This window comes from Haloarcula sp. MBLA0138 (assembly GCF_055632455.1).
Map to the genome: position 1 here is coordinate 774,189 of NZ_CM145746.1, position 21,660 is coordinate 795,848.

At 69.5% G+C, this 21,660-nt stretch carries 21 protein-coding genes and 1 tRNA gene; 9 read left to right on the forward strand and 13 right to left on the reverse strand.

Annotated elements, in window-relative coordinates:
• Window position 1: 1 nt before the first annotated feature.
• The gene (locus ACV7JO_RS03975) at window positions 2–1,915 is read right to left on the reverse strand and encodes a DHH family phosphoesterase (RefSeq protein ID WP_470355051.1); all 1,914 of its coding nucleotides are present in this window, start codon (window positions 1,913–1,915) and stop codon (window positions 2–4) included.
• A gap of 114 nt (window positions 1,916–2,029) precedes the next feature.
• Between ACV7JO_RS03975 and ACV7JO_RS03980 the strand changes: the two genes are divergently transcribed.
• Together ACV7JO_RS03980 and ACV7JO_RS03985 are read left to right on the forward strand one after the other, a co-directional pair.
• Window positions 2,030–2,527, forward strand: coding sequence for a JAB/MPN domain protein-containing protein (locus ACV7JO_RS03980; protein ID WP_470355052.1), 498 nt, complete (start codon window positions 2,030–2,032; stop codon window positions 2,525–2,527).
• Window positions 2,524–2,952: an FAD synthase family protein gene (locus ACV7JO_RS03985; protein WP_470355053.1), complete on the forward strand. Its 429-nt coding sequence runs from the start codon at window positions 2,524–2,526 to the stop codon at window positions 2,950–2,952. The genes ACV7JO_RS03980 and ACV7JO_RS03985 overlap by 4 nt, the downstream gene beginning before the upstream one ends.
• A 76-nt stretch (window positions 2,953–3,028) precedes the next feature.
• Here ACV7JO_RS03985 and ACV7JO_RS03990 read toward each other — a convergent pair whose 3' ends face one another.
• Both ACV7JO_RS03990 and ribH read right to left on the reverse strand, forming a co-directional pair.
• On the reverse strand, window positions 3,029–4,189 hold the full coding sequence (locus ACV7JO_RS03990) for a pyridoxal phosphate-dependent aminotransferase (protein ID WP_470355054.1): 1,161 nt from the start codon (window positions 4,187–4,189) through the stop codon (window positions 3,029–3,031).
• Entirely contained in the window at window positions 4,186–4,596 is a 411-nt protein-coding gene (gene ribH, locus ACV7JO_RS03995) for a 6,7-dimethyl-8-ribityllumazine synthase (RefSeq protein WP_470355055.1), read from the reverse strand. Before ribH ends, ACV7JO_RS03990 begins: the two co-directional genes overlap by 4 nt.
• Before the next feature lie 89 nt (window positions 4,597–4,685).
• Here ribH and ACV7JO_RS04000 point away from each other — a divergent pair, with 89 nt between their 5' ends.
• From ACV7JO_RS04000 to ACV7JO_RS04010, 3 genes are read left to right on the forward strand one after another with little or no spacing between them, the layout of a single operon-like run.
• A complete protein-coding gene (locus tag ACV7JO_RS04000; RefSeq protein WP_470355056.1) occupies window positions 4,686–6,665 on the forward strand; it encodes a flippase activity-associated protein Agl23 in 1,980 nt (659 codons plus the stop codon).
• Between the two features lie 25 nt (window positions 6,666–6,690).
• A complete protein-coding gene (locus tag ACV7JO_RS04005; protein ID WP_470355057.1) occupies window positions 6,691–7,839 on the forward strand; it encodes a 5-(carboxyamino)imidazole ribonucleotide synthase in 1,149 nt (382 codons plus the stop codon).
• Window positions 7,840–7,887: 48 nt separating this feature from the next.
• On the forward strand, window positions 7,888–8,328 hold the full coding sequence (locus tag ACV7JO_RS04010; RefSeq protein ID WP_470355058.1) for a plastocyanin/azurin family copper-binding protein: 441 nt from the start codon (window positions 7,888–7,890) through the stop codon (window positions 8,326–8,328).
• 9 nt (window positions 8,329–8,337) lie between these two features.
• On the opposite strand, the gene ACV7JO_RS04015 is transcribed toward ACV7JO_RS04010, so the two are convergent.
• The 5 genes from ACV7JO_RS04015 to ACV7JO_RS04035 all read right to left on the reverse strand — a co-directional run bounded on the left by ACV7JO_RS04015 (window position 8,338) and on the right by ACV7JO_RS04035 (window position 12,231).
• Entirely contained in the window at window positions 8,338–9,666 is a 1,329-nt protein-coding gene (locus ACV7JO_RS04015) for a M28 family peptidase (RefSeq protein ID WP_470355059.1), read from the reverse strand.
• A gap of 95 nt (window positions 9,667–9,761) precedes the next feature.
• Window positions 9,762–10,409 (reverse strand): 30S ribosomal protein S3ae, encoded by a 648-nt coding sequence (locus ACV7JO_RS04020; RefSeq protein WP_470355060.1) that lies wholly within the window; start codon window positions 10,407–10,409, stop codon window positions 9,762–9,764.
• Window positions 10,402–10,641, reverse strand: coding sequence for a KEOPS complex subunit Pcc1 (locus ACV7JO_RS04025; protein WP_470355061.1), 240 nt, complete (start codon window positions 10,639–10,641; stop codon window positions 10,402–10,404). The genes ACV7JO_RS04020 and ACV7JO_RS04025 overlap by 8 nt, the downstream gene beginning before the upstream one ends.
• Window positions 10,638–11,753 carry a hypothetical protein gene (locus tag ACV7JO_RS04030; RefSeq protein ID WP_470355062.1) on the reverse strand — a complete coding sequence of 372 codons (1,116 nt, stop codon included), beginning with the start codon at window positions 11,751–11,753 and terminating at the stop codon, window positions 10,638–10,640. Before ACV7JO_RS04030 ends, ACV7JO_RS04025 begins: the two co-directional genes overlap by 4 nt.
• A 7-nt stretch (window positions 11,754–11,760) precedes the next feature.
• Window positions 11,761–12,231, reverse strand: coding sequence for a 30S ribosomal protein S15 (locus ACV7JO_RS04035; protein ID WP_470355063.1), 471 nt, complete (start codon window positions 12,229–12,231; stop codon window positions 11,761–11,763).
• Window positions 12,232–12,598: 367 nt separating this feature from the next.
• Between ACV7JO_RS04035 and ACV7JO_RS04040 the strand changes: the two genes are divergently transcribed.
• Window positions 12,599–14,290: a DUF7289 family protein gene (locus ACV7JO_RS04040; RefSeq protein ID WP_470355064.1), complete on the forward strand. Its 1,692-nt coding sequence runs from the start codon at window positions 12,599–12,601 to the stop codon at window positions 14,288–14,290.
• A gap of 9 nt (window positions 14,291–14,299) precedes the next feature.
• Here the strand turns inward: ACV7JO_RS04040 and ACV7JO_RS04045 are convergent, their stop codons facing one another.
• From ACV7JO_RS04045 to ACV7JO_RS04065, 5 genes are read right to left on the reverse strand one after another with little or no spacing between them, the layout of a single operon-like run.
• Window positions 14,300–15,049: a DUF7289 family protein gene (locus ACV7JO_RS04045; protein WP_470355065.1), complete on the reverse strand. Its 750-nt coding sequence runs from the start codon at window positions 15,047–15,049 to the stop codon at window positions 14,300–14,302.
• Entirely contained in the window at window positions 15,042–15,482 is a 441-nt protein-coding gene (locus tag ACV7JO_RS04050) for a DUF7266 family protein (protein ID WP_470355066.1), read from the reverse strand. The genes ACV7JO_RS04045 and ACV7JO_RS04050 overlap by 8 nt, the downstream gene beginning before the upstream one ends.
• Window positions 15,472–16,497, reverse strand: coding sequence for a DUF7261 family protein (locus ACV7JO_RS04055; RefSeq protein WP_470355067.1), 1,026 nt, complete (start codon window positions 16,495–16,497; stop codon window positions 15,472–15,474). The genes ACV7JO_RS04050 and ACV7JO_RS04055 overlap by 11 nt, the downstream gene beginning before the upstream one ends.
• Window positions 16,485–17,069 carry a DUF7288 family protein gene (locus ACV7JO_RS04060; protein WP_470355068.1) on the reverse strand — a complete coding sequence of 195 codons (585 nt, stop codon included), beginning with the start codon at window positions 17,067–17,069 and terminating at the stop codon, window positions 16,485–16,487. The genes ACV7JO_RS04055 and ACV7JO_RS04060 overlap by 13 nt, the downstream gene beginning before the upstream one ends.
• A gap of 1 nt (window position 17,070) precedes the next feature.
• On the reverse strand, window positions 17,071–17,694 hold the full coding sequence (locus ACV7JO_RS04065; protein ID WP_470355069.1) for a DUF7287 family protein: 624 nt from the start codon (window positions 17,692–17,694) through the stop codon (window positions 17,071–17,073).
• 162 nt (window positions 17,695–17,856) lie between these two features.
• Between ACV7JO_RS04065 and ACV7JO_RS04070 the strand changes: the two genes are divergently transcribed.
• The 3 genes from ACV7JO_RS04070 to ACV7JO_RS04080 all read left to right on the forward strand — a co-directional run bounded on the left by ACV7JO_RS04070 (window position 17,857) and on the right by ACV7JO_RS04080 (window position 21,624).
• Window positions 17,857–17,928 (forward strand) — tRNA-Ala (locus tag ACV7JO_RS04070).
• A gap of 401 nt (window positions 17,929–18,329) precedes the next feature.
• Complete coding sequence (locus tag ACV7JO_RS04075; RefSeq protein WP_470355070.1) at window positions 18,330–21,104, forward strand: vWA domain-containing protein; 2,775 nt, start codon at window positions 18,330–18,332, stop codon at window positions 21,102–21,104.
• 172 nt (window positions 21,105–21,276) lie between these two features.
• Entirely contained in the window at window positions 21,277–21,624 is a 348-nt protein-coding gene (locus ACV7JO_RS04080) for a DUF8064 family membrane protein (protein ID WP_470355071.1), read from the forward strand.
• Window positions 21,625–21,660: the final 36 nt, after the last annotated feature.

The window sequence follows — 21,660 nt, forward strand, 5'->3', positions numbered from 1 at the left end:
GTCAGGCGTCGTCGGGCAGCGCGGTCGAACTGCCGAGCGCCTCGTCGATTTCGGCGTCGGCCATCTTCTCGACCAAGGCGTCGAGTACCGCGTCGCGCCGGCCGGAGACGAACTTGATAGAGCCGACGACGAGGTGGCCGCCGCCGGAGACGCCGCCGCCGTCGACCTCCTCGGTGAGTTCGGTGACCATTGTGGGGATGTCGAGGCGGACGCCGTCGGAGCGCAACACCGCGAAGTCCGGGCCGTAGCCGATGGTGATGACGGGGTCGCCCGTCTCGGCCACCTTCCGGTCGTGAATCTCGCCGGTCGTCTTGCCGGGGGCCGGGTAGGTGAAGCGGTGGGCGTGGTTCTCAACGTCGACGCGGTAGAGGTGCGCGCCGTTGTCGAGGCGCTCGTGTTCGACGTGGGCCATCGCGGCGTCGAGCTGCTCAGCCACGTCGCGTTCGGCCTTCTCCGCAAGGCGGTCGACGACCTCCTCGTGGCGCGCCCGGTCGTCGCAGTCGACGTTGAGCACGTCGGTGATGAGCTGCTCGCCCGAGTCGTAGCGCAGCCAGTGGGTCGCGTAGTCCAGCGCCTCGCCGATGTCGCGCAGGTCGCTCTCGTCGTACCCCTTCTCGGCGGCCAGTTCGAGGTAGTCGGCCATCGCCTCGCCCTCCGAGCGGTCCGAGAGGCCGGCGACGGCGGGGACGTGCGTGAGGTCGTCGCTCAGGTCGGGCGCTATCATCCGGGCGAGTTCGACACAGAGCATCCCGGTGGTGATGCGGTAGTCCTCGTCGTGGAGGTAGGGGTTGACGTGTTGCTCGATGAGCGGCTCGACCGCCTCGGGGTCGGGGTGATGGTGGTCGACGACGACGACCGGGATGTCGTAGTGCCGGAGATTCCGGTAGGCCGGGGTGTCCTCCTCGGTCGAGCCGTTGTCGAGCATCAACAGCATGGGGAGCTTCTGGCCGTGGCGGGTCCGGTCCTCCAGCGCGAAGTTCAGGTCCCGGGTCACGTCCTCCATCTCGTAGTACGGAGCCTTGCTCGGGAGGCGCTTGAGGAGGTGCCGGGGGGCGTCGTCGTCCTCGTAGTGGTCGGCGATGAACCGCTCCAGCGCGACCTGTAGCGGGACGCTCGCACAGAGGCCGTCGCCGTCGGCGTGGTGGCGCATCCGGATGGGCCGCCCTTCGAGTACCGTCCGGCGGAGTTCGGCTGCCACCGCCCGGAGGTCGTCCCGGAGCTTCTCGAAGGCGGGCCAGTCGACAAGCGGTTCCACGTCGGCGGGCTCGGCGGCCGCGGCGACCGCGTCGTCGATGTCGGCGCGCACGTCGGCGGCGTCGTCGCCGTCGAGCGCGGTCAAGGAGTCGACTTCGACCTGCGTCCCGCCGTCGCGCTCCTCGGCGCGGCCGCCGATGCGGACGACATCGCCGATTTCGACGGCCGGGTGCGCGCGGACGCCGGCCTCCTCGAAGGCGGCACAGGGGACGACGCCGGTGCCGTCCCGGACCTGAAAGACCGTCGGGCCGCCGGTCTGGCGTATCTGGACGACCTCGCCCTCGACGACGACCGAGTCGCCGGTGGCGTCCGCGAGGTCCGTGACGGCCGTGGCGGTCCCGTGGGGGACGTGTTCGCGCTCGTAGTCGCCCAGCCGGACCTCCTCGAAGCTGAGGTCGCCGTCGGGGCGGACCTCGCCCAGTTCAACGACGAGTTCGTCGCCCACGTCGTACTGCCCGAGCAGGTTCGAACTGTGGACGAGTCCCGAGACCGAGGTAGAGAGGTCGACGAAGACGCCGTACTCGACGACGCCGTTGACGCTGGCGGCGTAACGCGCTCCCGATTCGAGGTCGTCGGACGTACACTGTGCCGCGAGATCGTAGACGATGGGGGTTCCGTCGGAGACCGCGGCACCGTCGTCGGTGCCAGTTGGCGAAGACATTTGGCGTCACTTCGGCACTGCGCCGTTTGTACTCTTCGGAATCGCTGGTCGGCTGTCGGCGGAGCAGTGCCGGGAGCGGAACCCTTAGAACGCGCCCCGCCCGAGTGGGTGATAATGGGGCTGTTTCGCTCGGGCGGTATCGTCGGCATCGCCGAGTCCGCGCTGGAGTTCGCACTCGCCGCGTCGGAGGACGCCCACCCCGACGAGTACATGGGGCTGCTCCGGGGCGACGACGCGGCCAAGTTCGGCCTCGACGCGGACGGGACCGCCCTGACCGACGTACTCGTCATCCCCGGTACGGAGTCGAACCCGGTCAGCGCGACGGTCAAGACGAGCATGGTGCCCAACGACCTGCGGGCCGCGGGCTCGATTCACTCCCACCCCAACGGCGTGCTCCAGCCGAGCGACGCCGACCTCCAGACGTTCGGCCGGGGCGACGTCCACATCATCGTCGGCTACCCGTACGGGACCGACGACTGGCGGGCCTTCGACGACGAGGGCGAGACGGTCGACCTACCGGTGCTGGACGTGGAGCCACCCGAGGAGACCTTCTTCGATTTCGACCAGTCGGACATCGACGCCGAACTGCGCGAGGAGGAGTTCGACACGTGACCCGCGTGGTCGCCCAAGGCACGTTCGACATCCTTCACCCCGGCCACGTCCACTACCTCGACGACGCGGCGGCGATGGGCGACGAACTCCACGTCATCCTCGCCCGCTCGGTCAACGTCACCCACAAGGAGCCGCCGGTCGTCCCCGGGCCACAGCGCCGGGCGATGGTCGCGGCGCTCAAGCCGGTCGACGAGGCCCATCTGGGCCACCCCGAGGACATCTTCGTCCCCATCGAGCGCATCGACCCCGACGTCATCGCGCTGGGGTACGACCAGCACCACGACGAGGAGAAACTGGCCGCGGCGCTGGCCGACCGCGGCATCGACTGCGAGATACGGCGGGCGACGCCGCTGGAGCGCGACGACGCCGACCGACTCCTCTCGACGGGCCAGATAATCGACCGCGTCCTCGAAGAACGGGGCTGAGACGCGGGCGTCGTCGTTCGTGCGGCGGTCGCGGCGTCGTTCGTGCGGCGAGAGGCGACTGAAGCGACGCGGTTCTTCAGATGAGGTCGTGGTCGGCCAGCCGGTCGACGGCCTCCTGCAGGCGCTCCTTGCTGTTGGCGTAGGAGATGCGGGCGTAGCCGGGCGTCCCGAAGGCGCTACCGGGGACGGTGGCGACGTGGGCCTCGGAGATGGCGGCGTCGCACCACTCCGTGTCGTCGCCGTCGGGCGCGATTTCGGGCATCATGTAGAACGCGCCCTGTGGCTCGGGCACGCGGACGCCGTGGTCCTCGAACAGGTCGATGAGGAACTCCCGGCGCTCGGCGAAGGCATCGCGCATCTCCGTGACGGCGTCGTCGGTGTTGCGGATGGCCTCGACGCCGGCGTGCTGGACGAAGTTCACCGCACACGAGACGGAGTGGGAGTGGACCTTCCCGGCCTGTGCGACCAGTTCCTCGGGGGCCGCGAAGTAGCCCAGCCGCCAGCCGGTCATCGAGTAGGCCTTCGAGAAGCCGTTGAGCGTGACCGTCCGGTCTTCCATCCCGTCGAGCGTGCCCAGCGAGACGGCCTCCGCGCCGTCGTAGGTGATCTCCTTGTAAATCTCGTCGGAGATGACGGTGATGTCGTGCTCGACGGCGAGGTCGCGGACCCCCTCCATGGCCGCGCGGGAGTAGACCGCGCCGTGGGGGTTGCCCGGGGAGTTGACCACGAGCAGTTCCGTCTCGTCCGAGACCGCGTCCGCGAGGTCGTCGAGTGCGCCCTCCAGTTGGAAGTCGTGGGCCGCCGTGTCGACTCGGGTGAGAGTACCGCCGGCGAGCTTCGCCATCGCCTCGTAGGAGACCCACGCCGGGTCCAGCAGGGCGACCTCGTCGCCGTCGTCGATGACGGTCTGGAACACCTCGTAGAGGGCCTGCTTGCCCCCCGGCGTGACGATGAGGTTGTCCGGACCGTACTGCGTCAGCCCGTCGTCGTGGAGTTTGTCGACGAGGGCGTCTTTCAGTTCGGGGATGCCGTTCGAGGGCGTGTAGCCCGTGTGGCCGGCGTCCAGCGCCGCCTTGGCGGCGTCCTTGATGTTCTCCGGCGTGTCGAAGTCGGGTTCGCCGACCGAGAGGTCGACGACGTCTATCCCCTCGGCCTCCAGTTCGGAGGCCTTGTTGCTTATCGCGAGCGTCGCGCTCGGCTCTACACGTTCGACCCGTGCTGCGAAGTCCATGGTCATGGTAGTTCGGTGGCGAGTTCGATAGCGCTGGTGACGGCCTGTGCGCCCTTGTCGGTGCGCGCTTCGGCCTCGTCTTGGCTCATACCCGGGCCGATGATACCCAGCGTGACGGGGGTGTCCCGCTCCAGCGAGACCTCCGTCAGTCCCTGTGCGGCGGCGTCGCCGATGACGTGGTCGTGGTCGGTGTCCCCGGCGACGATGGCTCCGAGGACGGCGACGGCGTCGACGTCGTCACGGCGCGCCAGCCGGTCGGCGGCCAGCGGCGTGTCGTAGGCCCCGGGGACCGCGACCGACGCGACGATCTCGGCGTCGAGCTCCGTCGCGGCCGCCCGCGCCGACTGTTCCATCGCGTCGATGACCGCCCCGTGTTTGTCGTACTGGGCGACGACCAGCCCGAGCTGCACCATACCAGACGCCGAGAGGGGCGCGGGTAAAGTACTACCGTTCCACGACGGAAACCAGAAGGATTCTAACCCCGACCGTGCTTGCCTCGGACATGGAAGGGTCGTCGCTGGTGGCCGCCCTCCGAGACGCCAGAGACAGCGCCCGGTCGTGGGTCGACGGGACCGACCACGCCGTGACGAAGGCAGTCGTCGGCGTCACGGTCCTCTCGCTGGTGTTGCGGCTCGCGTGGCTCGGGCGGCGCGTCGCCCACTACGACGAGGGGCGGGTGGCGTACTGGGCGCTGCATCTCGCCGACGAGGGGTCGTTCGTCTACCGCCGCATCGTCCACGGACCCCTGCTCCAACACGTCGACAGCTGGCTGTTCCCGCTGCTGGGGGCGACCGACTTCGCGATGCGGCTCCCGGTCGCCGTCGTCGGCGGCCTGTTGCCCCTGACTGCGTTGCTGTTTCGCCGGCACCTCCGGGGCAGCGAGACCGTGTTCGCGGCGCTGTTGCTCGCGGTCAACCCCGCCCTGCTGTACTACTCCCGGTTCATGCGCAGCGACGTACTCGTCGCGGCGTTCATGTTCACCGCCTTCGGCCTGCTCGTCCGCCTCTACGACACCCGGCGGCCCCGCTACTTCTACGGCGTCGCCTTCTTCGTCGCGCTCGGGTTCGCCTCGAAGGAGAACGCCATCGTCTACGTCCTGACGTGGCTGGGCGCGCTCGGACTGTTGGCCGCGAAGGTCGTCGTCCTCCCCAACGGCTACCGCGACGCCGCCGCGTTCCTCCGGTCGCGCCCGTCGCCCGGCGAAATCAGGGCCCGCGTCGTCAGCCGCGTGAAAGCCGACGCCTACTGGCCGGTCCGCTACGCCCGCTCGCTGCGGGCGCGCCACGACAGCCTCGTCCGGCTGTTCGGTGCGTACGCGGTCCACGCGCTCGCCGCCGTCGTGCTCTTTCTCGGCGTCGGCCTGTTCCTCTTTGCCGCTCGCGGGTCGGCGCTGGGCGTCGAGTACAACGTCTTCGCGGAGCCGCGGACGCCGCTCACGCTGGGGCAGGCGCTCTCGGACCCCTCGCAGTTCCCGCAGTTGTTCGCCGAGACGCGCCGGTACGTCGTCCACGAGTACGCCGCGTGGTTCGACCCGGCCGCACAGAAGACCGCCGACGGGACCGAGGCGGGCGGCGTGGTCGCGTCGGTGACCGGCATCGTCGAGGAGTCCCGTCGCCACTACGCCGTCCTGCTGGAGACGCTGGGCTACGCCTGCGCCCCGCTGGTCGCCTTCTCGGTGTTCGGCTACGCGCTCGACAGGCTCGGGGCGGTCGAGTCCCGCCACCTCGTCCCGTTCGTCGCCTACGGCGGCTTCGTCTCCGTCGTCGGCTACCCCATCGGGACCGACATCGGCGCGCCGTGGCTCGCGGTCCACGTCGTCGTCCCGCTGGCGATTCCGGCGGCCGTCGCGCTGGCGGCCGTCCTCCGCTGGGGGCTGGACGGGCTCGACGACCGCGACACGACGAGCGTGGCCTTCGCCGGGATGATACTCCTGTTGGTCGCCCTGCTGGTCGCCAACGTGGCGGTGACGAACGTCTACACGAACACGACCGCCGACGAGAACCCGCTGGTCCAGTACGCACAGCCCCAACAGCCCCTCCGGGCCGACCTCGCGGCGATGGACCGTATCGCCACCGAGAACGCCGCCGGGCCGGACGTGGTCGTCTACCACGGCGAGACCGGCGACGCCTACGACGAGTCCAACGCCTTCGTCGAGCAGGACCGGGAGGGGTGGGACCAGTCGTTCTACCCGAAGGAGCCGACCTGCCTGAAGTGGCACAACACGCTGCCGATGCCGTGGTACTTCGCCGCCGGCGACGTGGACGTGGCCTGCGAGAACCGGCCGACGGCGCTGTCGGTCCGGGCCGAACAGGACCGGCCGCCGATGCTCGTCACGCAGGCGTTCGACTCGACGGTCCCCAGAGACCGACTCCGGGCGGCCGGCTACGTCGAGCGCACTCGGCGACTGCGCACGAGCGGCTACACGAACGTCTTCACGGTCTGGGTACACGAGTCACACGTCGACGGAGAAACGAACGCTTAAGCGCGCCGCTGGGGTAGCGCGGCCTATGACGCGCACGCCCGGTCTCACCGTCGGCGTCGTCGGCGGTGGGCAACTCGGTCGGATGATGGGAGAGGCAGCCGCGCCGCTGGGGGTCGACCTCGTCGTGGCCGACCCGACGCCGGACTGTCCGGCGGCCCCGGTCGTCCGCGACCAGCTCGTCGGCGGGTTCGACGACGCCGAGACGTTCCGCGACCTCGCCGAACGTGTCGACGTGCTCACCTTCGAGATAGAACTGGCCGACCCGGACACCCTCGAACGGGTCGCCGAGGAGACCGGCACGCCGGTCCACCCCGCGCCCGAGACGCTGCGGACGATTCAGGACAAGCTCGTCCAGAAGCGGACGCTCTCGGAGGCCGGCGTTCCGGTCCCCGAGTTCCGGGCCGTCGACGACGCCGCGGACCTCCGGGCGGCCTGTGACGAACTGGGCTACCCGGCGATGCTGAAGGCCCGGACCGGCGGCTACGACGGCCGCGGGAACGTCCCCGTCGACGGCCCCGAGGACGTGGAGACGGCCATCGAGGACGTGGCCGGCCCGGCGATGGTCGAGGAGATGGTCGACTTCGAGCGCGAACTGGCGGTGATGGGCTGTCGGGGCGACGGCGAGCGCGACACGTTCCCGGTCACCGAGACCATCCACCGCGAGGAGATACTGCGGGAGACGGTCGCGCCGGCCCGCGCCGACCCCGCGGTCCGCGAGCGCGCCCGCGAGGTCGCCGGCGACGTACTCGACGCGATGGACGGCCGGGGCGTCTTCGGTATCGAACTGTTCCAGACCAGCGACGACCGGATTCTGCTGAACGAGATAGCGCCCCGCCCGCACAACTCCGGGCACTGGACCATCGAGGGGTGTCACACCTCGCAGTTCGAGCAACACGTCCGGGCCGTCGCCGGCCTCCCGCTGGGGACGACCGAGCGCCGGTCGGCGACCGTCTCGACGAACGTCCTCGGCGACGTCGCGGAGCGCCAAGCGGCCAGCCTCTCGGGCGCGACGGGCGTCCTCGAAACCCCGCAGGCCCACCTCCACTGGTACGGCAAGGACGAGGTCTACCGCCTGCGGAAGATGGGCCACGTCACGCTGACCGGCGACGACGACGCGCGCGAGGCCCTGCTCTCGCGGGTTCGGGACCTGCGGGACGGCCTCACGTTCCGGTAGCCGGCCCAGACCGAGGCGTCTTTGTCCGTCGAGTTCGGAGCGGCGGGTATGGAGCGACGGGCCTTCCTCCGGGCGAGTGGCGCGGCCGCGACGGCCGCCCTCGCCGGGTGTATCGGCGGCCGCGGCGCGAGTCAGGAGTACGACGTGGGGATGGGCGCGAAGGTGTTCCGCCCGCGGGAACTCCGCGTCGAACCCGGAACGACCGTCCGGTGGCTGAACACGAGCAAGCAGGGCCACACCGTCACCGCCTACGAAGGCGGCCTGCCCGAGGGGGCCGACTTCTTCGCCTCCGGCGGCTTCGACTCCGAGGACGCCGCCCGCGAGGCGTGGGGCAACAGCACCGACGGGACGCTGTTCGAGGGACAGGCCTTCGAACACACCTTCGAGGTCCCCGGCGAGTACCCCTACTTCTGCATCCCTCACGAGCGAGGCGGGATGGTCGGGACCGTCGTCGTCACCGACGACCCGGCGGCGACGACGGAGGCGTAGCCGCGCCCGTCACCCGCCGTAGGGCCACTCGCCGGTTATCCGCATCCCCTCGGCGAGCCCTTGGGCTTCGAGCGCCGCGGCGATGGTCGCCGTGTCCGCGCGCTCGGGTGCGACGCCCTCGCGAGCGAGGTCGACGGCCAGTTCGGTCAGGACGAGCGCCTGCTCGCGGAACGTCCGCACGTCGAGTTTCTCCAGCGTGTCCGCGTGGGTGTGGCCCCACCCCCGCCCCGCGCCGGACTCGCTGGTGACGTGATACCCCGGGACGCCCCGCTGGACGAACGGCCAGTGGTCGCTGTGGGGCCCTTGCTCTGGCGTCGTCACGACCGGGTGGTCGAACCGGTCGGCGGCGCGTTCGGCCGCCGCCTCCAGCGCCGCGAAGCCGTGGGTGAAACACTTGAGGTCGCGGGCCGCGACGACCCCGTCGAAGTTCAGCACGGCCGCGACCGCGTCGGGGTCGACGCGGTCGGCGAGGCGGTGCGAGCCCACGAGGCCGACCTCCTCGGCCCCGAAACAGACGAACTCGACCCGCGTGTCCAGTTCGGTCTCGCGGGCGGCCAGCGCCCGGGCGACCTCGACGACCATCCCCGTGCCAGCGCCGTTGTCCATCGCGCCCTCGGCGATGTCGTGGGCGTCGACGTGGCTCGTCACGAGCAGGCGCTCGTCCGTGTCGGGACCGAGTTCCGCCCGGACGTTCTGGCTCGTGGCCGCGGGCGTCTCGCAGTCGACGGCGACGGTCACCGGCACGCCCGCGAAGCGTCGGGCCAGTTCCGCGCCGGTCTCGTTCGAGACGCCGACGGCGGGAATCTCGCCCAGCGGGCCGTCGCGGCCGCCGACGCTGCCCGTCGCGGGCAGACAGCCGTCGAGGTGGTTGCGGTAGACGAACGCGGCCGCGCCCGCCTCGACGGCGTGGTGGTACTTCTCCCCGCGGTGGATGTAGCGGTCGTACCAGTCGGGCACGTCCGCGCGGGCCAGCACGACCGCGCCCTCGCAGTCGGCGTCGGCGAAGTCCTCGGGCAGTCCGTGGCCCACGTCGACGAGGTCGCCGGTCACCGCGGCAGCGGGCGACCGCGGGAGCGCGATGACCTCGTGGGCGGCCGTCGCCACCGCCTCGCCGTCGGCCCGCAGTTCGCTGTCGCCCCGCTCCCAGCCCTGTATCTCGAAGCCGTCGACGCGAGCGTCGCGGGCGTGAGCGGCTAGTGCGTCCCGGGTCGCCTCGGCCGCCGCCCGCTCGCCCTCGCTGCCGGCCATCCGGTCGCCGATGTCGACGAGAGTTTCGAGGTGCGACCAGCCCGCGTCGCTCGTTACCGTCTCGGCTATCCAGTCGGCTGCGTCTGCCATACTGCCTGTGGGACCGGCGACGTGTTAACCCCCGTGGACGGCGTCGCCACTCGGGGGCGGGACCGAAAAAACGTCGTGGCGGCGTCGTGACCGAATCAGTCGTCGGTCTCGACGTCCACGTCGTCCTCGTCGACGTCGACGGCGGTCTCCTCTTCGGCGGCGACTTCCTCGGGGCGCGCTTCGAGGGTGGTCTTCTGGACCTCGACCCGCCGCAGCGGGTAGATGTCCTTGGCCTCGCTGTAGATGGCCGAGGAGAGGCGGCCCTCGACGACGGAGTCGACGAGTTCCTCGAACGTGTGTTCCCGCGCCGTCTCCTCGACGAGGTCGATCATCGTCCGGCGGATGGCCTTCTCTTGGGAGGCGTCGGCCTTCTTCGTGGTGACGGCGACCGGCTGGACCTGCACGCGGTAGTCGTCCGTGGTCAGCACGGTCACGTAGGCGGCGACCTTCGAGGAGCCGCGGCGGACGAGCGAGCGCAGGTAGTCCCGCGTCAGCTCGTGTTTGACGAACTCCGTGTAGGCGGAGTCGCTGGCGACCTCGTTGATCTTGAAGGTCAGCTTCGTGTTGTTCTCGCTGGCGTCGTTTTGCAGTTCGCCGAGCGTGGTTTCGACGGTGCGACCGAGCACCTTTTCCGGTTCGTCTGCCGTGGTGCGGCCGAGCTCTTCCCGGTCGAACTGCTCGGGAGCGAGCACGGTGTACCACCGCTTTTGCTGTGCGCGTTTCGAGACGCTTCGTTCACTCATGGTTGGGTTCTGTGGGTTGGTCTGCGAGCTGTGCTGCGACCCGGAGGTTGACGACGTAGTCGTCGACGGTGGCGTGGAGGCCGCCGGTGGTGTCGCGCTCGACGGTCGTGACCACGGCGTCGCCGTCGACGCGGGTGGTCATCTCGTCGGTGTTGTCCGGCGACAGGGCCGCCGCGATGCGCTCGGCGGCGGCCGGCGAGCCGTGCGTGGTCCGCAGTTGTGCCCGCCTCATGTCGCCTCCCGGAACGCTTCGATGAAGTCGGCGGTCGAGGCGTCGAAGCGGGCGCGCGCCCGGCTTCCGGAGCCGACCGCGTCGCCCCCGACGGCGTCGGTGGCGGCCGCCGTCCGCTCGGCGACCGCGTGACCGTCGACGCCGCGAGCCGCGGCCCCGCCGTCCGTGACGACGAGCGTCACGGGCTCGGGCGACCGGAAGTCGGCGACGAGTCGGGCGACGGTGTCGACCGGCATCGCGTCGCCGCGGGCGACGAACAGGCCGTCGTACCGGCCGGTCGTCGCCGCCGCGACAGCCTCGTGAGCGCGGGTCGCGTGGGTCCGCCACGCGTCCAGTGCGGTCTCGCGGACGGCCTCGTGACCGAGCGCGAGCGCGACGGCGGTCCCGGGTCGTTCCCGGGCCGCGGCGTCGAGCACGTCGGCGTAGCCGCCGACCGTCTCGAACGGGCCGCCGGCGTACGGGCGAAGCGCACGCTCGATGGCGTCGGCCGTCCGCGGCGAGGCGTCGCCGCCGGTGGCGGCGAGGGCGGCCAGTGAGGCGACTCGCCGGTACTCGTCGTCGCCACACTCCGCCGGCAGGTCCAGTTCGGCCAACGCGGCCCGCGCGCGCTCCTCGTCGCCCGAAAAGGGCGCGGACAGCAGCGTCGAGTGGGCCAGCCCGTCCGCGAGGTCCGCGACCGGGACGGCGACGCCGGGCCGGCGGGACAGGCCCGCCCGCTCGGCGGCGTCCGCGAGCGCCCCGTCGACTCGCCCGCCGGCGACACCGCCGGCGAGCGCGAGCGTCGGTGAGGCCGCGGCGTCCAGTTCTCGCGCGGCCGCGAACGCGGCCGCTGGGGCGTCCGCGACGAGCGACACGTCGGCGGCCGGCCGTTCGCGGCCGAGCGCGACGGTCGCGTCGGCCTCCGTCGAGCGGTCGGGGTCGGCGAAGGGACCGACCACGCTCGCCTGAAACGGCGTGTCGCGGTCGGCCAGCGCCCGGGCCAACACGCCGGTCGCGGCGACGGCCTCGCCGGTCGCGTCGCTGACGAGGCGGACGAACGCCGCATCGCGGAGCGTCGCGGCGGCGTCGCTGGCCGCGGGGGCTGGTGCCGAGTCCCGACCGGTCGTCGACATCGGTGTGTTACTCGTCGTTCAGCAGCTCGACGGCGGCGTCGTAGCTGTAGGTGAAGTCCTCGTCGACCTCGTCACCGCGGTAGTAGTCGACGAGCCGCCGAATCTTGGACTGCGTGTTCTGGAGCGCACGCTTGTTCTGGTAGTCCGTCTGGTTCTCGTCCATGTGCTCGCGGAGGCGCACGGCGCGCTCCATCAGGTTCCGGAGGTCCTCGGGGAGGTCGGGGTCGGCATCGTTGTCCTCGAGAATCTCGGTGACCTTCTTGCCGGTGGCGAGCTTGACGTTCGGGACGGGCGTGCCTTGGACGCCTTCGTCGCGCAGTTTGAGGCCGATTTCGCTGGGCGAGTGGCCCTGTTCGGCGAGTTCGACGACGCGCTCCTCGACGGCGTCGTCGTCGACGTCACTCCACTCCGGGGGTTCGTCTGCCGCCGGCTTGTCCGAGTCGGACGAGCCGCGACGGCGGGTGTGCATTCGTGCCATAGTTGCTGGTTGGAACCGCACGAGCCGCTAGCGAAGCGTATCGGCAGCGAGTGCTGCCGGACACGGCCGCAATCCCAAGTCACGGAAGTCCGCGGCGAGTCAGATTTGCGGTCGTGCTGTTCCCACCGACTATCGCCGGTCGCGGGATTAAACGGTTTCCATCTGTGTACGGCCGCCGGCGCGGGCCGCCTCGGTCACCGCGTCGGTGCGGCGAGATGACGGCGGGTCTCACCCCTTATCGATTATCGATTTTGATATTTTGATCGGGCGAACTATCCCCCTCACCGCACAAAGACGGTCGAAAATGGGTCTCGTGGCCGGTTCGTCGGACAGGCGTGGGCAGACCGCTCCGCTCGGTGCCGCGCTCATGTTCGCGGTCGTGATAGTCGGGACGGCCGTCGTCGTGGCTATCGGGGCCGGTGCCGTCACGTCCACCCAGTCACAGCTCACCGCCGAGCAGGCACAGAAGGCGATGACGGAACTGGACTCCCAGACCGCGCTGGTCGCGCTCGGGCGGACCCGAACTCAGACCGTCGACCTCTCGACGGTCGGGGCGAGCCAGTACCACGTCGTCAGCGGTGCCGAGGGCGGGACGATACGGGTCGAAGTCGAGGGCGAGCCCACGCCCGTCGTCGAGCGGGAGGTCGGGAAAGTGGTGTTCGAGGGGAGCGAGGGGACGACCGTCGCGTATCAGGGCGGCGGCGTCTGGCGGTCCGACGGTGACGGGAACGCGGTGATGGTGTCGCCGCCGGAACTGCACTACCGGAACTCGACGCTGACGCTCCCACTCGTCACCGTCTCCGGCGACCGGTCACTGGGGAGCGCGGCGGTCGTCAGCGAGAACGGCTCGACGCTCGCGTACCCCAACGCGTCGCTCGGCCGCGCGAACCCGCTGGGAAGCGGCGAAGTCCGGATTGTCGTCCAGAGCGACTACTACCGCGCGTGGGCGGACTACTTCCGCTCCCGGACCGACGGCGGCGTCACAGTCGACCACGCGAACCGCGAGGCGACGCTGACGCTGCTGCGACAGGACGAACGGACGCTCTCGAACGCCATGTCCGTCGGCGGTGCCGGCGGCGGCACGCTCACGATACAGTCGGGCTCGACCGTCGTCGTCGACAGCTACAATTCGACGGTTGTCCCGGACGACCGGAAAGCCCCACCGGCGGCCGCCGCGGGACCCTCCGACGTGCGGACCGCGATGAGCGTCAACTTCAACGGGAACTCCGCCATCACGGGCAACCTGACGACGGCCGGCTCCGCCACCTTCGGCGGCGGGATGTCCGGCCTGAGCGGGAACCTCCGCTACGGGCAGGGGACCGTCTCTTCCGGTGAGTGTGCGACCCACGTCGGCGGCTGGTGCAACGACAACGCCTCGTTCGAGACGGCGCAGCCGGTCGACAACGAGATAGACGACGCGATAGCGCGCATCGCGGCCGACAACGACAACGCCGACGAGGCCTGTCTCAACGCCGCGCAGGGTCTCCGCTACTCCGGGTGTGGCACCGGCGAGATAACGCTCGGTGCGGGGAGCTACTACGTCGACAACCAAGACCTTCAGGTCAGTGGCGGCGAGAAACTGATTCTCGACACGCGGTCCGGCGACGTGGAAATCGCACTCGATAACGGGCGGGCGCTCGACATCGGCGGGAACGTCACAGTAGTCGGCGACGGACGGGTGAGCGTCTACACGACGGACCAAGTCACCGTCTCGGGCAACGACGCGAGGGTGTGGAACCGTGGCTGGGACGCCCGGCAGTTCTGGATATACTGTGACGCCGGCTGTCAGATAGACGTGACACAGCAGGCGACGTTCAACGGCATCGTCTACGCGCCGCCGGGTCCCGGCGGGAGCAGCGGAGATGTGGAGGTCCGCCAGCAGGCGGCGGTTTACGGCTCCATCGTCGCCGGCGGCAGTTCCAACGCCCAGTTGGGACAGAACTCCGAGATACACTTCGACCGCACCCTCAAGTCCACGAACGTCTTCGGGCGGCCGACGGTCCCCAGCATCTCGTACCTCCACATCTCGGTCAACCGGGTCAACGTCACCGGCAGGTGACCCCTGCCGTTACCGGGCGATGGCGACGCGGATGTCGTGGTAGACCACGTACGCGCGGTCGATACCGTCGGGGTCGTCGACGGCACAGCCGACGGCGGTGCGGTTGATGCCGTCGCAGTCGAACCCGCGCTGCTCGTAGGCGTCGGCCCACAGGCTCGCCCGCGGCGTGTCACTGACGACGACGCGAATCTCCTCGGCGTCGGCGCTCCGGTTATGGTACACGACGGTCGCCGTCCGCTGTGTCAGCCGCACGAGGGCGGTCGACCCGCCGAAGCTACGAGCCGACGGGCGGTTGACGCCCACGACCGGCACGAGGACGCGCTCGTCGTCGGCGACGACCGGCGGGGTGCGGACGACGACCCCGCCGTCGGGGTTCGTGCGGAACACGGCCCCCGCGGTGTAGACGACGCGGCGCTCGCCGCTGCTCTCGTAGACGACGGGTCGGACCCGCCAGTCGCGCTCGCGGATGACGCCGCCGCTCCCGTTCGCGTAGACTGTCATCGTCACGTTCTCCGCGGTCCGGAGCTGTGACTCCCCGAGTTGTATTTCCGTCGCGCGGCTGGGTGCCCCGCGCTCGTATACGTCCGCCGCGTTGTCTGCGAGCACGTCGAACGCCCGCTCGGCGTTCTCGGCCCGCTCGCCGTCGCGGACCTCTTGGAGGCTGTCGAGGCCGCTCACCGAGACGAGAGAGATGGAGGCGATGATGAGCGTAAAAACCAGCGCGAAGCTCAACACCTCGCTGACGGCGCGGTCAGACATCCCGAATCACCAACTCGCTCCCGGTGTAGGTCACCCGTATCGTCCCGCCGTCGGCCGACGAGTCGGCGACGCTCGTCGACACCCGGACCGGGACGGTGACCCGGACACTCACCGCGCTCGCAGTCAGGACGAGGTCGCCGCCCGCTATGGAGACCCGGTAGCTGGTGCCCGACACCCGCTGGGGGAACGTCTGGTCGATTCGGACCGTCGGCGACGACTCCGCCGCGGCCCGGACCAGCCTGTCGGCCTGCCCGAGGTCGGCGGCCACCCGCTGGCCGACGACGGTCAGTTCGTCCCTGACGACCTGCTCGCGCTGGTCCTCGACGAAGCCGCTCCCGGCGACCAACAGCCCGGTGACCAACAGCGTCGCTATCGCCAGCGTCAGCGTGTAGGAGATGGTCGTCGAGACCGCCCGGGCGCGCTCACTCCCCATCCGGCTCACCCGGTGCGACCCGTACGTCGGCGACGTACCGCAGGTCCGGCGCGGCGTAGCTGTACTCGACGGTGACGCTGTAGTACCCCGTCGTCTCGTAGGGCTGGCTGTCCGGCCCGCCCGGGCCGGCGTTGACGTGTGTTCCCGGGACGGAGACGGTGTTGACGACCGCCGAGAAGTTCCCGCGAATCCCGTCGGCGTTCCGGAACTCGATGTCGTAGTCGTCGCCCGCGCCGGCCCCGAACTGAAGGTTCTCGCCGTCCATCCGGACCCCCAGCGCGTCACACCGCGTCCCGTTGACCAGCCCGCTCGTCAGGTCGACCGTGACGTGTGGCCCCGTCGAGGCGACGCCACAGGTCTCGACGACCGGCGACTCGCCCACCGCCTTCTTCACCGTCCGGACCCGCACCTCGCCGGACTGGCGATAGACGTGGGCGCGCCACGTGTTCTCGTTCCCGCCGGCGGACGTGTCGTTGGCGACGACGACGAACGCGCTGCTGTTGCCGGTCCCGAGTGCCGTCGCGTTGAGGCGGAACGCGCGGGTCCCGTTGGCCCCCGACTCGCGGTCGACGCCACGTGCGACCGTGTAGTCGGCCGCGCCGGCCGCGGACGCGAACGTCGGCCGCGGGTCGGCCGTGCTGTTCTGTGCGATTCGTCGGCCGCGCTCGCGCTCGCCGTACCGGTGCGTGGCGTTCACCACCCGTCCCCGGAGAGCCTGCTGTTGCTCGGTCTGGGCGCTCGTGGCGTTGATACTGCGGTTGAGCGCGTTGTCCAGCGCGACGGTGGTCGTGTGGTTGTAGGCGTTGGCCGACCGGAGCGCGTCGCCGACGTTGCGCTCGACCATCGCTCGCATCGCCAGCGCGTCGTCGCTCCCCGCCGTCTCGCCCCGGCTGGCGAGGTTCTCCGTGAAGACGGCGGAGTTGACCACGAGCGCCAGCGCGACGAACGTCACCGCGAGGACGAACGCTGCGAGGAGGATTATCTGCCCGCGGTCCCCGCGGCTCAGATGCGCCACGCGACCACCTCCACCCGGACCGTGTTGAACACATTCGACGACAGGTTCGGCATCGGATAGGTTGTGTTCCGGTGGCCCAGTCGCGTCTCGTTGCGCGTCCCGTCGGCGTCGTAGAGGTGGTCGTGGTCCATCAGCGTCACCGTATGCCCCGCGCTGACCGCGTTGTCGGTCGGGACGCCGTTGTAGACGTACCGACGGCTGACGACCTCGCCGCCCTCGTCCTGATACCGGAAGTAGACGTTGTAGGCGATGCCGCGCCGGTCGAACGAGCGATTGAGCATCGCGCCGAGTTCGTTGTCCGGCGGCGCGCTCGCGTAGTACCCCGCGTCGTCGGCGTCGTGGAACGACCGGGTGCTGTTGTTCCAGTACAGTACCGCCGGCTTCAGCGAGTCGGCCCGGGCCGCCGCCGCAAGGACGCCGTTGCCCGTGGCCCGCTGTTGGTTCTCGATGTGCTGGCTCGACGTGCTCGCCGACAGCGGCGTCACGGCGGTCATCTGTAAGGCGATGACCAGACTCGACAGCAACAGCAGGCTCGCCACGATGGCTTCGAGGGTGTGTGCTTGCCCGCGCATCCTACCACAACTCCACCGAGACCGTCACGTCCCGACCGTTCAGCGAGACCACCCGCAGCGCGGTCACCGACCCGTCGCTCCCGCCCGGCGGGGCCGGCCCGCGGGTCAACACCGTGTCGCCGCCGTCGTCACAGCCGTCCGGGCCGGCCCCGGTGTCCGTCGCGTTGACGAGCGCGTCGGCCCCGCTGTCCCAACAGAGGATTTCGTCTCTCGCACCCCCGTCCGTGACGTTCCCGCGGACCGTGACGTTCACGCTCCGCCGGTCGCCGTCGAGGCCCAACTGCGTCTCGACGGCCGTCCCACCGCTCCAGTCGCCGCTACACCGACCCGGGGCGTCGTCGTTGCCGAAAAACGCCACCGTGCAGTACCGGTGTATCGTGTACGGCTCCTGTGGGTCCCCGAGCGTCGCCTTCGTCAGCCGGTCGGCGACGCGGTCCGACGCCACCGTCTGGCCCTCCGCGCCGCCGGTAAACGGCGCGAGCAACCCCGGGACGAACGTGAAGACGAACAGCAACACTGCGAGGAACACGCTCATCCCGATGGCGAAATCGAGCGTCGTCTGCCCGCGGTCGCCGCTACGCGACCCCGCGGTTGCGTGCCCGTCCGCGCCTGTGACCCTGACCATGACTCTCCGCGTGACCCGCGACCCGCGTTCTTCAAACGGTGGCGCTCGACCGGCTTATCTATTGTGGCAGATTCGCACGGACTGCGGGACGGCACCGACTCTCACCCCTGAACCGCTTCGATGGGTTTAAGAAATGGCACCGGAAAACTGGAACTGCGTCGCGGGCTCGTAGATCAGGGGTAGATCACTCCCTTGGCATGGGAGAGGCCCCGGGTTCAAATCCCGGCGAGTCCATCCGAATTTTACCGGCGTAAACAGGGAAGTCGCAACTCCGCTAGAATCGTTCTCCATCCCGAAATCGCCGTTCGGTAACTCCCTCCCGAGGAGTTGCTTGAAGAGATGGATACTCAGGCTGATGTAGAGACGGTGGCAGAAGTCTGTGACTCATTGGCGGAAGTCGATGAAATGGAACCTAGTGGCGGAAACGAACACATGAGGACATTCGGGTAAGTCCTCGCGCACCGGAGGCCTGATAGTTCAGGGAAAACTCGTGCCACCGTAGCTCTGTCGCCAAAAACCGCCAGACGGAACCGGAAATTTCGATGGTGACTACATTTGGTCCACGCGGAGAACGCGTTTCATCAACTGAAGAAGCTCGCTATCTTTATGTGGGATGGATAAATGATTACGACTATATGGACGGGGAAGGGACGAAGTGGGCGACCAACGACAGGGCTATCTCGGACATCCTCAGTGTCACTGTGCTGTTCGGGATGGTCGCCGTGGGGGCAATCCTTGTCGTCGTCGTCGGCAGTTCGGCTGTCGGAACAGTGCAGCAAGAGACGCAGGCGGGGCTGACCGAAGACTCCGTCGCCGAGGCCGGTGCGAGGCTGACCGCCCTCTCACAGCGCTCGACGCAGGCCACCCAGAGCTTCCGCATTGCCGGGCAGTCCGACGGAAAGTTGACCGTCGACGACACGACGCGGATGGAGATACGGGTCGACGGCAACGGGGTCTGTCGCGCGAGCCGGGAGATGGGGACGATAGTCTACGCGGGCGAGGACCGACGGGTCGCCTATCAGGGCGGCGGCGTCTGGCGCCGAACCGACAGCGGGTCGGTGATGGTGTCGCCGCCGTCGCTGACGGTCTCGGGCGACAGCATCGACCTCTCGCTCGTCGACGTGAACAAGCAGGAGGCTCTCTCGGAGGACAGAGAGATCGTCGCGTCAAACGACGTCGGCACCTCCCGCGAGGCCACCCGGCGGATGGTCGAGCAGCTACGGAGCTGTTGGACCGACGGCAGCGGCAACTTCCGCGAAGTCGACATCACCATCGAGATAACGAACACCCGGTACGCGGGGGCGTGGGCCCGTTACGCCGAGACGGAATTGGGCGCGACCACCAGCACGGGCTCGAACTCCGTCGAGATGACGTGGTCGGACCTCGAAGGCTCGGGGAGCGCACCGAGCGCGTCCGGCAGTTCGAGTTCGTCGAGTAGTTCCAGTAGCTCGTCGAGTAGTTCCAGTAGTTCGTCCAGTGGCGCTTCGTCCGGCAGTTCGGGCGGGGCGGGGAGTTCCGGCGGGTCGAGCGGTACCACTGGTAGTTCCAGCGGCGCGGCCAACGCGACCACGGGTGGGTCCGGTACCACCGGTGGCGACGACGACCGCGGGCACGGTAACGAGTGCGACAACTACGACGAGCAAAACCCCGGCAACAGCAACGGCCCGCAGAACCGGAACAACAACCCGCACTGCTCGGACGGCACCGATGCGACGGACGACACGGCCAGCGGTGGGGCGGACGCCTCCGGGTCCGGGTCGAACGCGGGCACGGCACAGACGCCGCCGCTGACGCTCGACGGCGAGACGGTGGTCGTCGAAGGGACCGCCGCGAACGTCGAATTCCTCGGCGCGCAGGTCGGGACCGAGAACGAGTCCGAACACGAGGTCGTCGCCGAACAGTACCGCGCGCCCATGGACGTCTCGTTCGTGCTGGACGAGACCGGGTCGATGGTCCAGCCCAACTACATCGGCAGGATTCGGGGCCCGACCGAGTACACGGTTCCCGACAACCGGATACTCCGATACTACGACGGGCGGTACGGTGAGGAGCTGTATTACCCGGGTGAAACGGTCGAAATCGGCGGCTACGATTCCGCATTCCTCTACAATCAAGGCAACGACCCCGACGGGGAGCGCATCGACGCGACTCGCTCGTTCATCGGGCAACTCAACGACACGATGGACCGGGCCGGCGTCGTGCAGTTCGACTCCGACGCCGAGCAGACACACACGGTCTCCGGTGACTTCGCGTCGGTCAACGAGTCGCTGGCGACCGACGCCGGCGGCAGAACGGACATCTCGGCTGGTATCTACGAGGGAATCGAGTCCCTCGATTCCTCGTCGAACGAGCGCGTCATGGTGTTGCTCAGCGACGGCATCCACAACGAGGGCGAGCCGTCTCCGACCGAGGCGGCCCGCGAGGCGGCCCGGCACAACATCACCATCTACACCATCGGGCTGGGGTCGGGCGTCGACGCCCAGCAACTCCAGCGCGTCGCCGAGGAGACCGGCGGGAGCTACTACCACGCCACGAACGCCAGCCAACTCGAACCAGTGTTCAAGCAGGTCGCTCGCGAGAGTCGGCTGACGCAGGTTCGGCGCATCGACCACGCGCCGGTGACCGTCCAGACAACCGTCGGTGGACAGACCCACCGGCTGCTCCCCGACGGGACGACGGCACAGTCGGCCGGGACGACCGCGAGCACGCTCAACGCCGCCGGGCGGGAGCCCCAGTCCCGAACCTACTCTATCGTCGGTCTCGACCCGGGAACGTCGGTGGCCCTCACCGGCCAGACGTGGCGCTGTGGCGACTACAGCGCGTCGGGCCGGTCGCAGACCCACGGCAACGAAACGTTCACGCACATGACCTGTGACGACGCCGGAGACGCCCTCGAAGCGGTCGGGCCCGGAACGGACTCCTACACCGTCTACACGGACGGCGACACGCTGTCGGCCGGCAACGCCGCGTGGTGGCAGGACGGCCAGCAGGCCCTCGTCGGCTCGCAGTACCTCGACGGTGACACGGTCGCGGTCGGTGAGGACAAGGCGCTCGTCGTGATGCACTTCGACGACGGGGTCGACCACGGCCACGCCGCGGTTCTCGTCGACGTGGACGAGTCGACGGTGCCAGACCCACCCGACGACGGCTCCGGTTCGTCCGGTAGTTCCGGCTCCTCTGGCGGCGCGTCCAGCGGCACCTCGGGCGGTGCGTCCAGTGGCTCCTCGGGCGGTTCGAGCGGGACCGGCTCGACGGGGAGTTCTACCGGGTCCTCCGGGACCGGGTCGTCGAGCAGTTCGAGTAGCTCCGGTTCATCCGGTAGCTCCGGTTCCTCCGGCGGCGCGTCCGGCGGCGGCGTCGAGCTACCCATCGACATCGACGTGACGACCGTCGACCTCGAGAGCGGCTGAGCCAATATCGTCCGCTTTTCCGACGGGCGCTCGTCTCGCTGTCTCGCCCCCGTCGACACGTCCGGCACTCGCGGGACACCGTGACCGCCGGGGCGTACGGTTCGCGTCGGCGGGTGCTGGGGCGGCCGTCGGTAGGCACAAATATCGGCGGTGACTCCATCCGAACCGACCGATGCTCGCCCTCCACGCCCTCCGGAGCCGCGTCCGTCTCCTCGCACTACTGGTCGTCACGGCGTTCGTCGTCGCGGCGACGTACTTCGAGTTCGTCTACGCCGGCCCGCCCAGCGTCTACGACATCGTCCTCTGGATACTCGTCGTCCCGTGGCTCTTCGCCGAGACCGTCGAGGGAGTCCGTAACGACCCGCGGTATCAGCCCGTCGCCTACGGCGTGATAGCCGCAGTCGGCGTCCTCCAGTATCTCGACGGGGAGTGGCGGTTGCTGTCGGGCGTGTTCGTGCTTGCCGGTGTCGCCGGACTGGTCGTCGAACTCGGCCTCTGGCGGCGAGTCACGTCGACCTGATGGGGGAGCCGCCGGACGCCGCCCCCGTTGGGCCGG

Bases quoted from the DNA above. Each gene is read 5' to 3' on its own strand.
- ACV7JO_RS03975 (WP_470355051.1), bottom strand. From the start codon at position 1,915: ATGTCTTCGCCAACTGGCACCGACGACGGTGCCGCGGTCTCCGACGGA.
- ACV7JO_RS03980 (WP_470355052.1), top strand. From the start codon at position 2,030: ATGGGGCTGTTTCGCTCGGGCGGTATCGTCGGCATCGCCGAGTCCGCG.
- ACV7JO_RS03990 (WP_470355054.1), bottom strand. From the start codon at position 4,189: ATGACCATGGACTTCGCAGCACGGGTCGAACGTGTAGAGCCGAGCGCG.
- ribH (WP_470355055.1), bottom strand. From the start codon at position 4,596: ATGGTGCAGCTCGGGCTGGTCGTCGCCCAGTACGACAAACACGGGGCG.
- ACV7JO_RS04000 (WP_470355056.1), top strand. From the start codon at position 4,686: ATGGAAGGGTCGTCGCTGGTGGCCGCCCTCCGAGACGCCAGAGACAGC.
- ACV7JO_RS04005 (WP_470355057.1), top strand. From the start codon at position 6,691: ATGACGCGCACGCCCGGTCTCACCGTCGGCGTCGTCGGCGGTGGGCAA.
- ACV7JO_RS04010 (WP_470355058.1), top strand. From the start codon at position 7,888: ATGGAGCGACGGGCCTTCCTCCGGGCGAGTGGCGCGGCCGCGACGGCC.
- ACV7JO_RS04015 (WP_470355059.1), bottom strand. From the start codon at position 9,666: ATGGCAGACGCAGCCGACTGGATAGCCGAGACGGTAACGAGCGACGCG.
- ACV7JO_RS04020 (WP_470355060.1), bottom strand. From the start codon at position 10,409: ATGAGTGAACGAAGCGTCTCGAAACGCGCACAGCAAAAGCGGTGGTAC.
- ACV7JO_RS04025 (WP_470355061.1), bottom strand. From the start codon at position 10,641: ATGAGGCGGGCACAACTGCGGACCACGCACGGCTCGCCGGCCGCCGCC.
- ACV7JO_RS04030 (WP_470355062.1), bottom strand. From the start codon at position 11,753: ATGTCGACGACCGGTCGGGACTCGGCACCAGCCCCCGCGGCCAGCGAC.
- ACV7JO_RS04035 (WP_470355063.1), bottom strand. From the start codon at position 12,231: ATGGCACGAATGCACACCCGCCGTCGCGGCTCGTCCGACTCGGACAAG.
- ACV7JO_RS04040 (WP_470355064.1), top strand. From the start codon at position 12,599: ATGTTCGCGGTCGTGATAGTCGGGACGGCCGTCGTCGTGGCTATCGGG.
- ACV7JO_RS04045 (WP_470355065.1), bottom strand. From the start codon at position 15,049: ATGTCTGACCGCGCCGTCAGCGAGGTGTTGAGCTTCGCGCTGGTTTTT.
- ACV7JO_RS04050 (WP_470355066.1), bottom strand. From the start codon at position 15,482: ATGGGGAGTGAGCGCGCCCGGGCGGTCTCGACGACCATCTCCTACACG.
- ACV7JO_RS04060 (WP_470355068.1), bottom strand. From the start codon at position 17,069: ATGCGCGGGCAAGCACACACCCTCGAAGCCATCGTGGCGAGCCTGCTG.
- ACV7JO_RS04065 (WP_470355069.1), bottom strand. From the start codon at position 17,694: ATGGTCAGGGTCACAGGCGCGGACGGGCACGCAACCGCGGGGTCGCGT.
- ACV7JO_RS04075 (WP_470355070.1), top strand. From the start codon at position 18,330: ATGGACGGGGAAGGGACGAAGTGGGCGACCAACGACAGGGCTATCTCG.
- ACV7JO_RS04080 (WP_470355071.1), top strand. From the start codon at position 21,277: ATGCTCGCCCTCCACGCCCTCCGGAGCCGCGTCCGTCTCCTCGCACTA.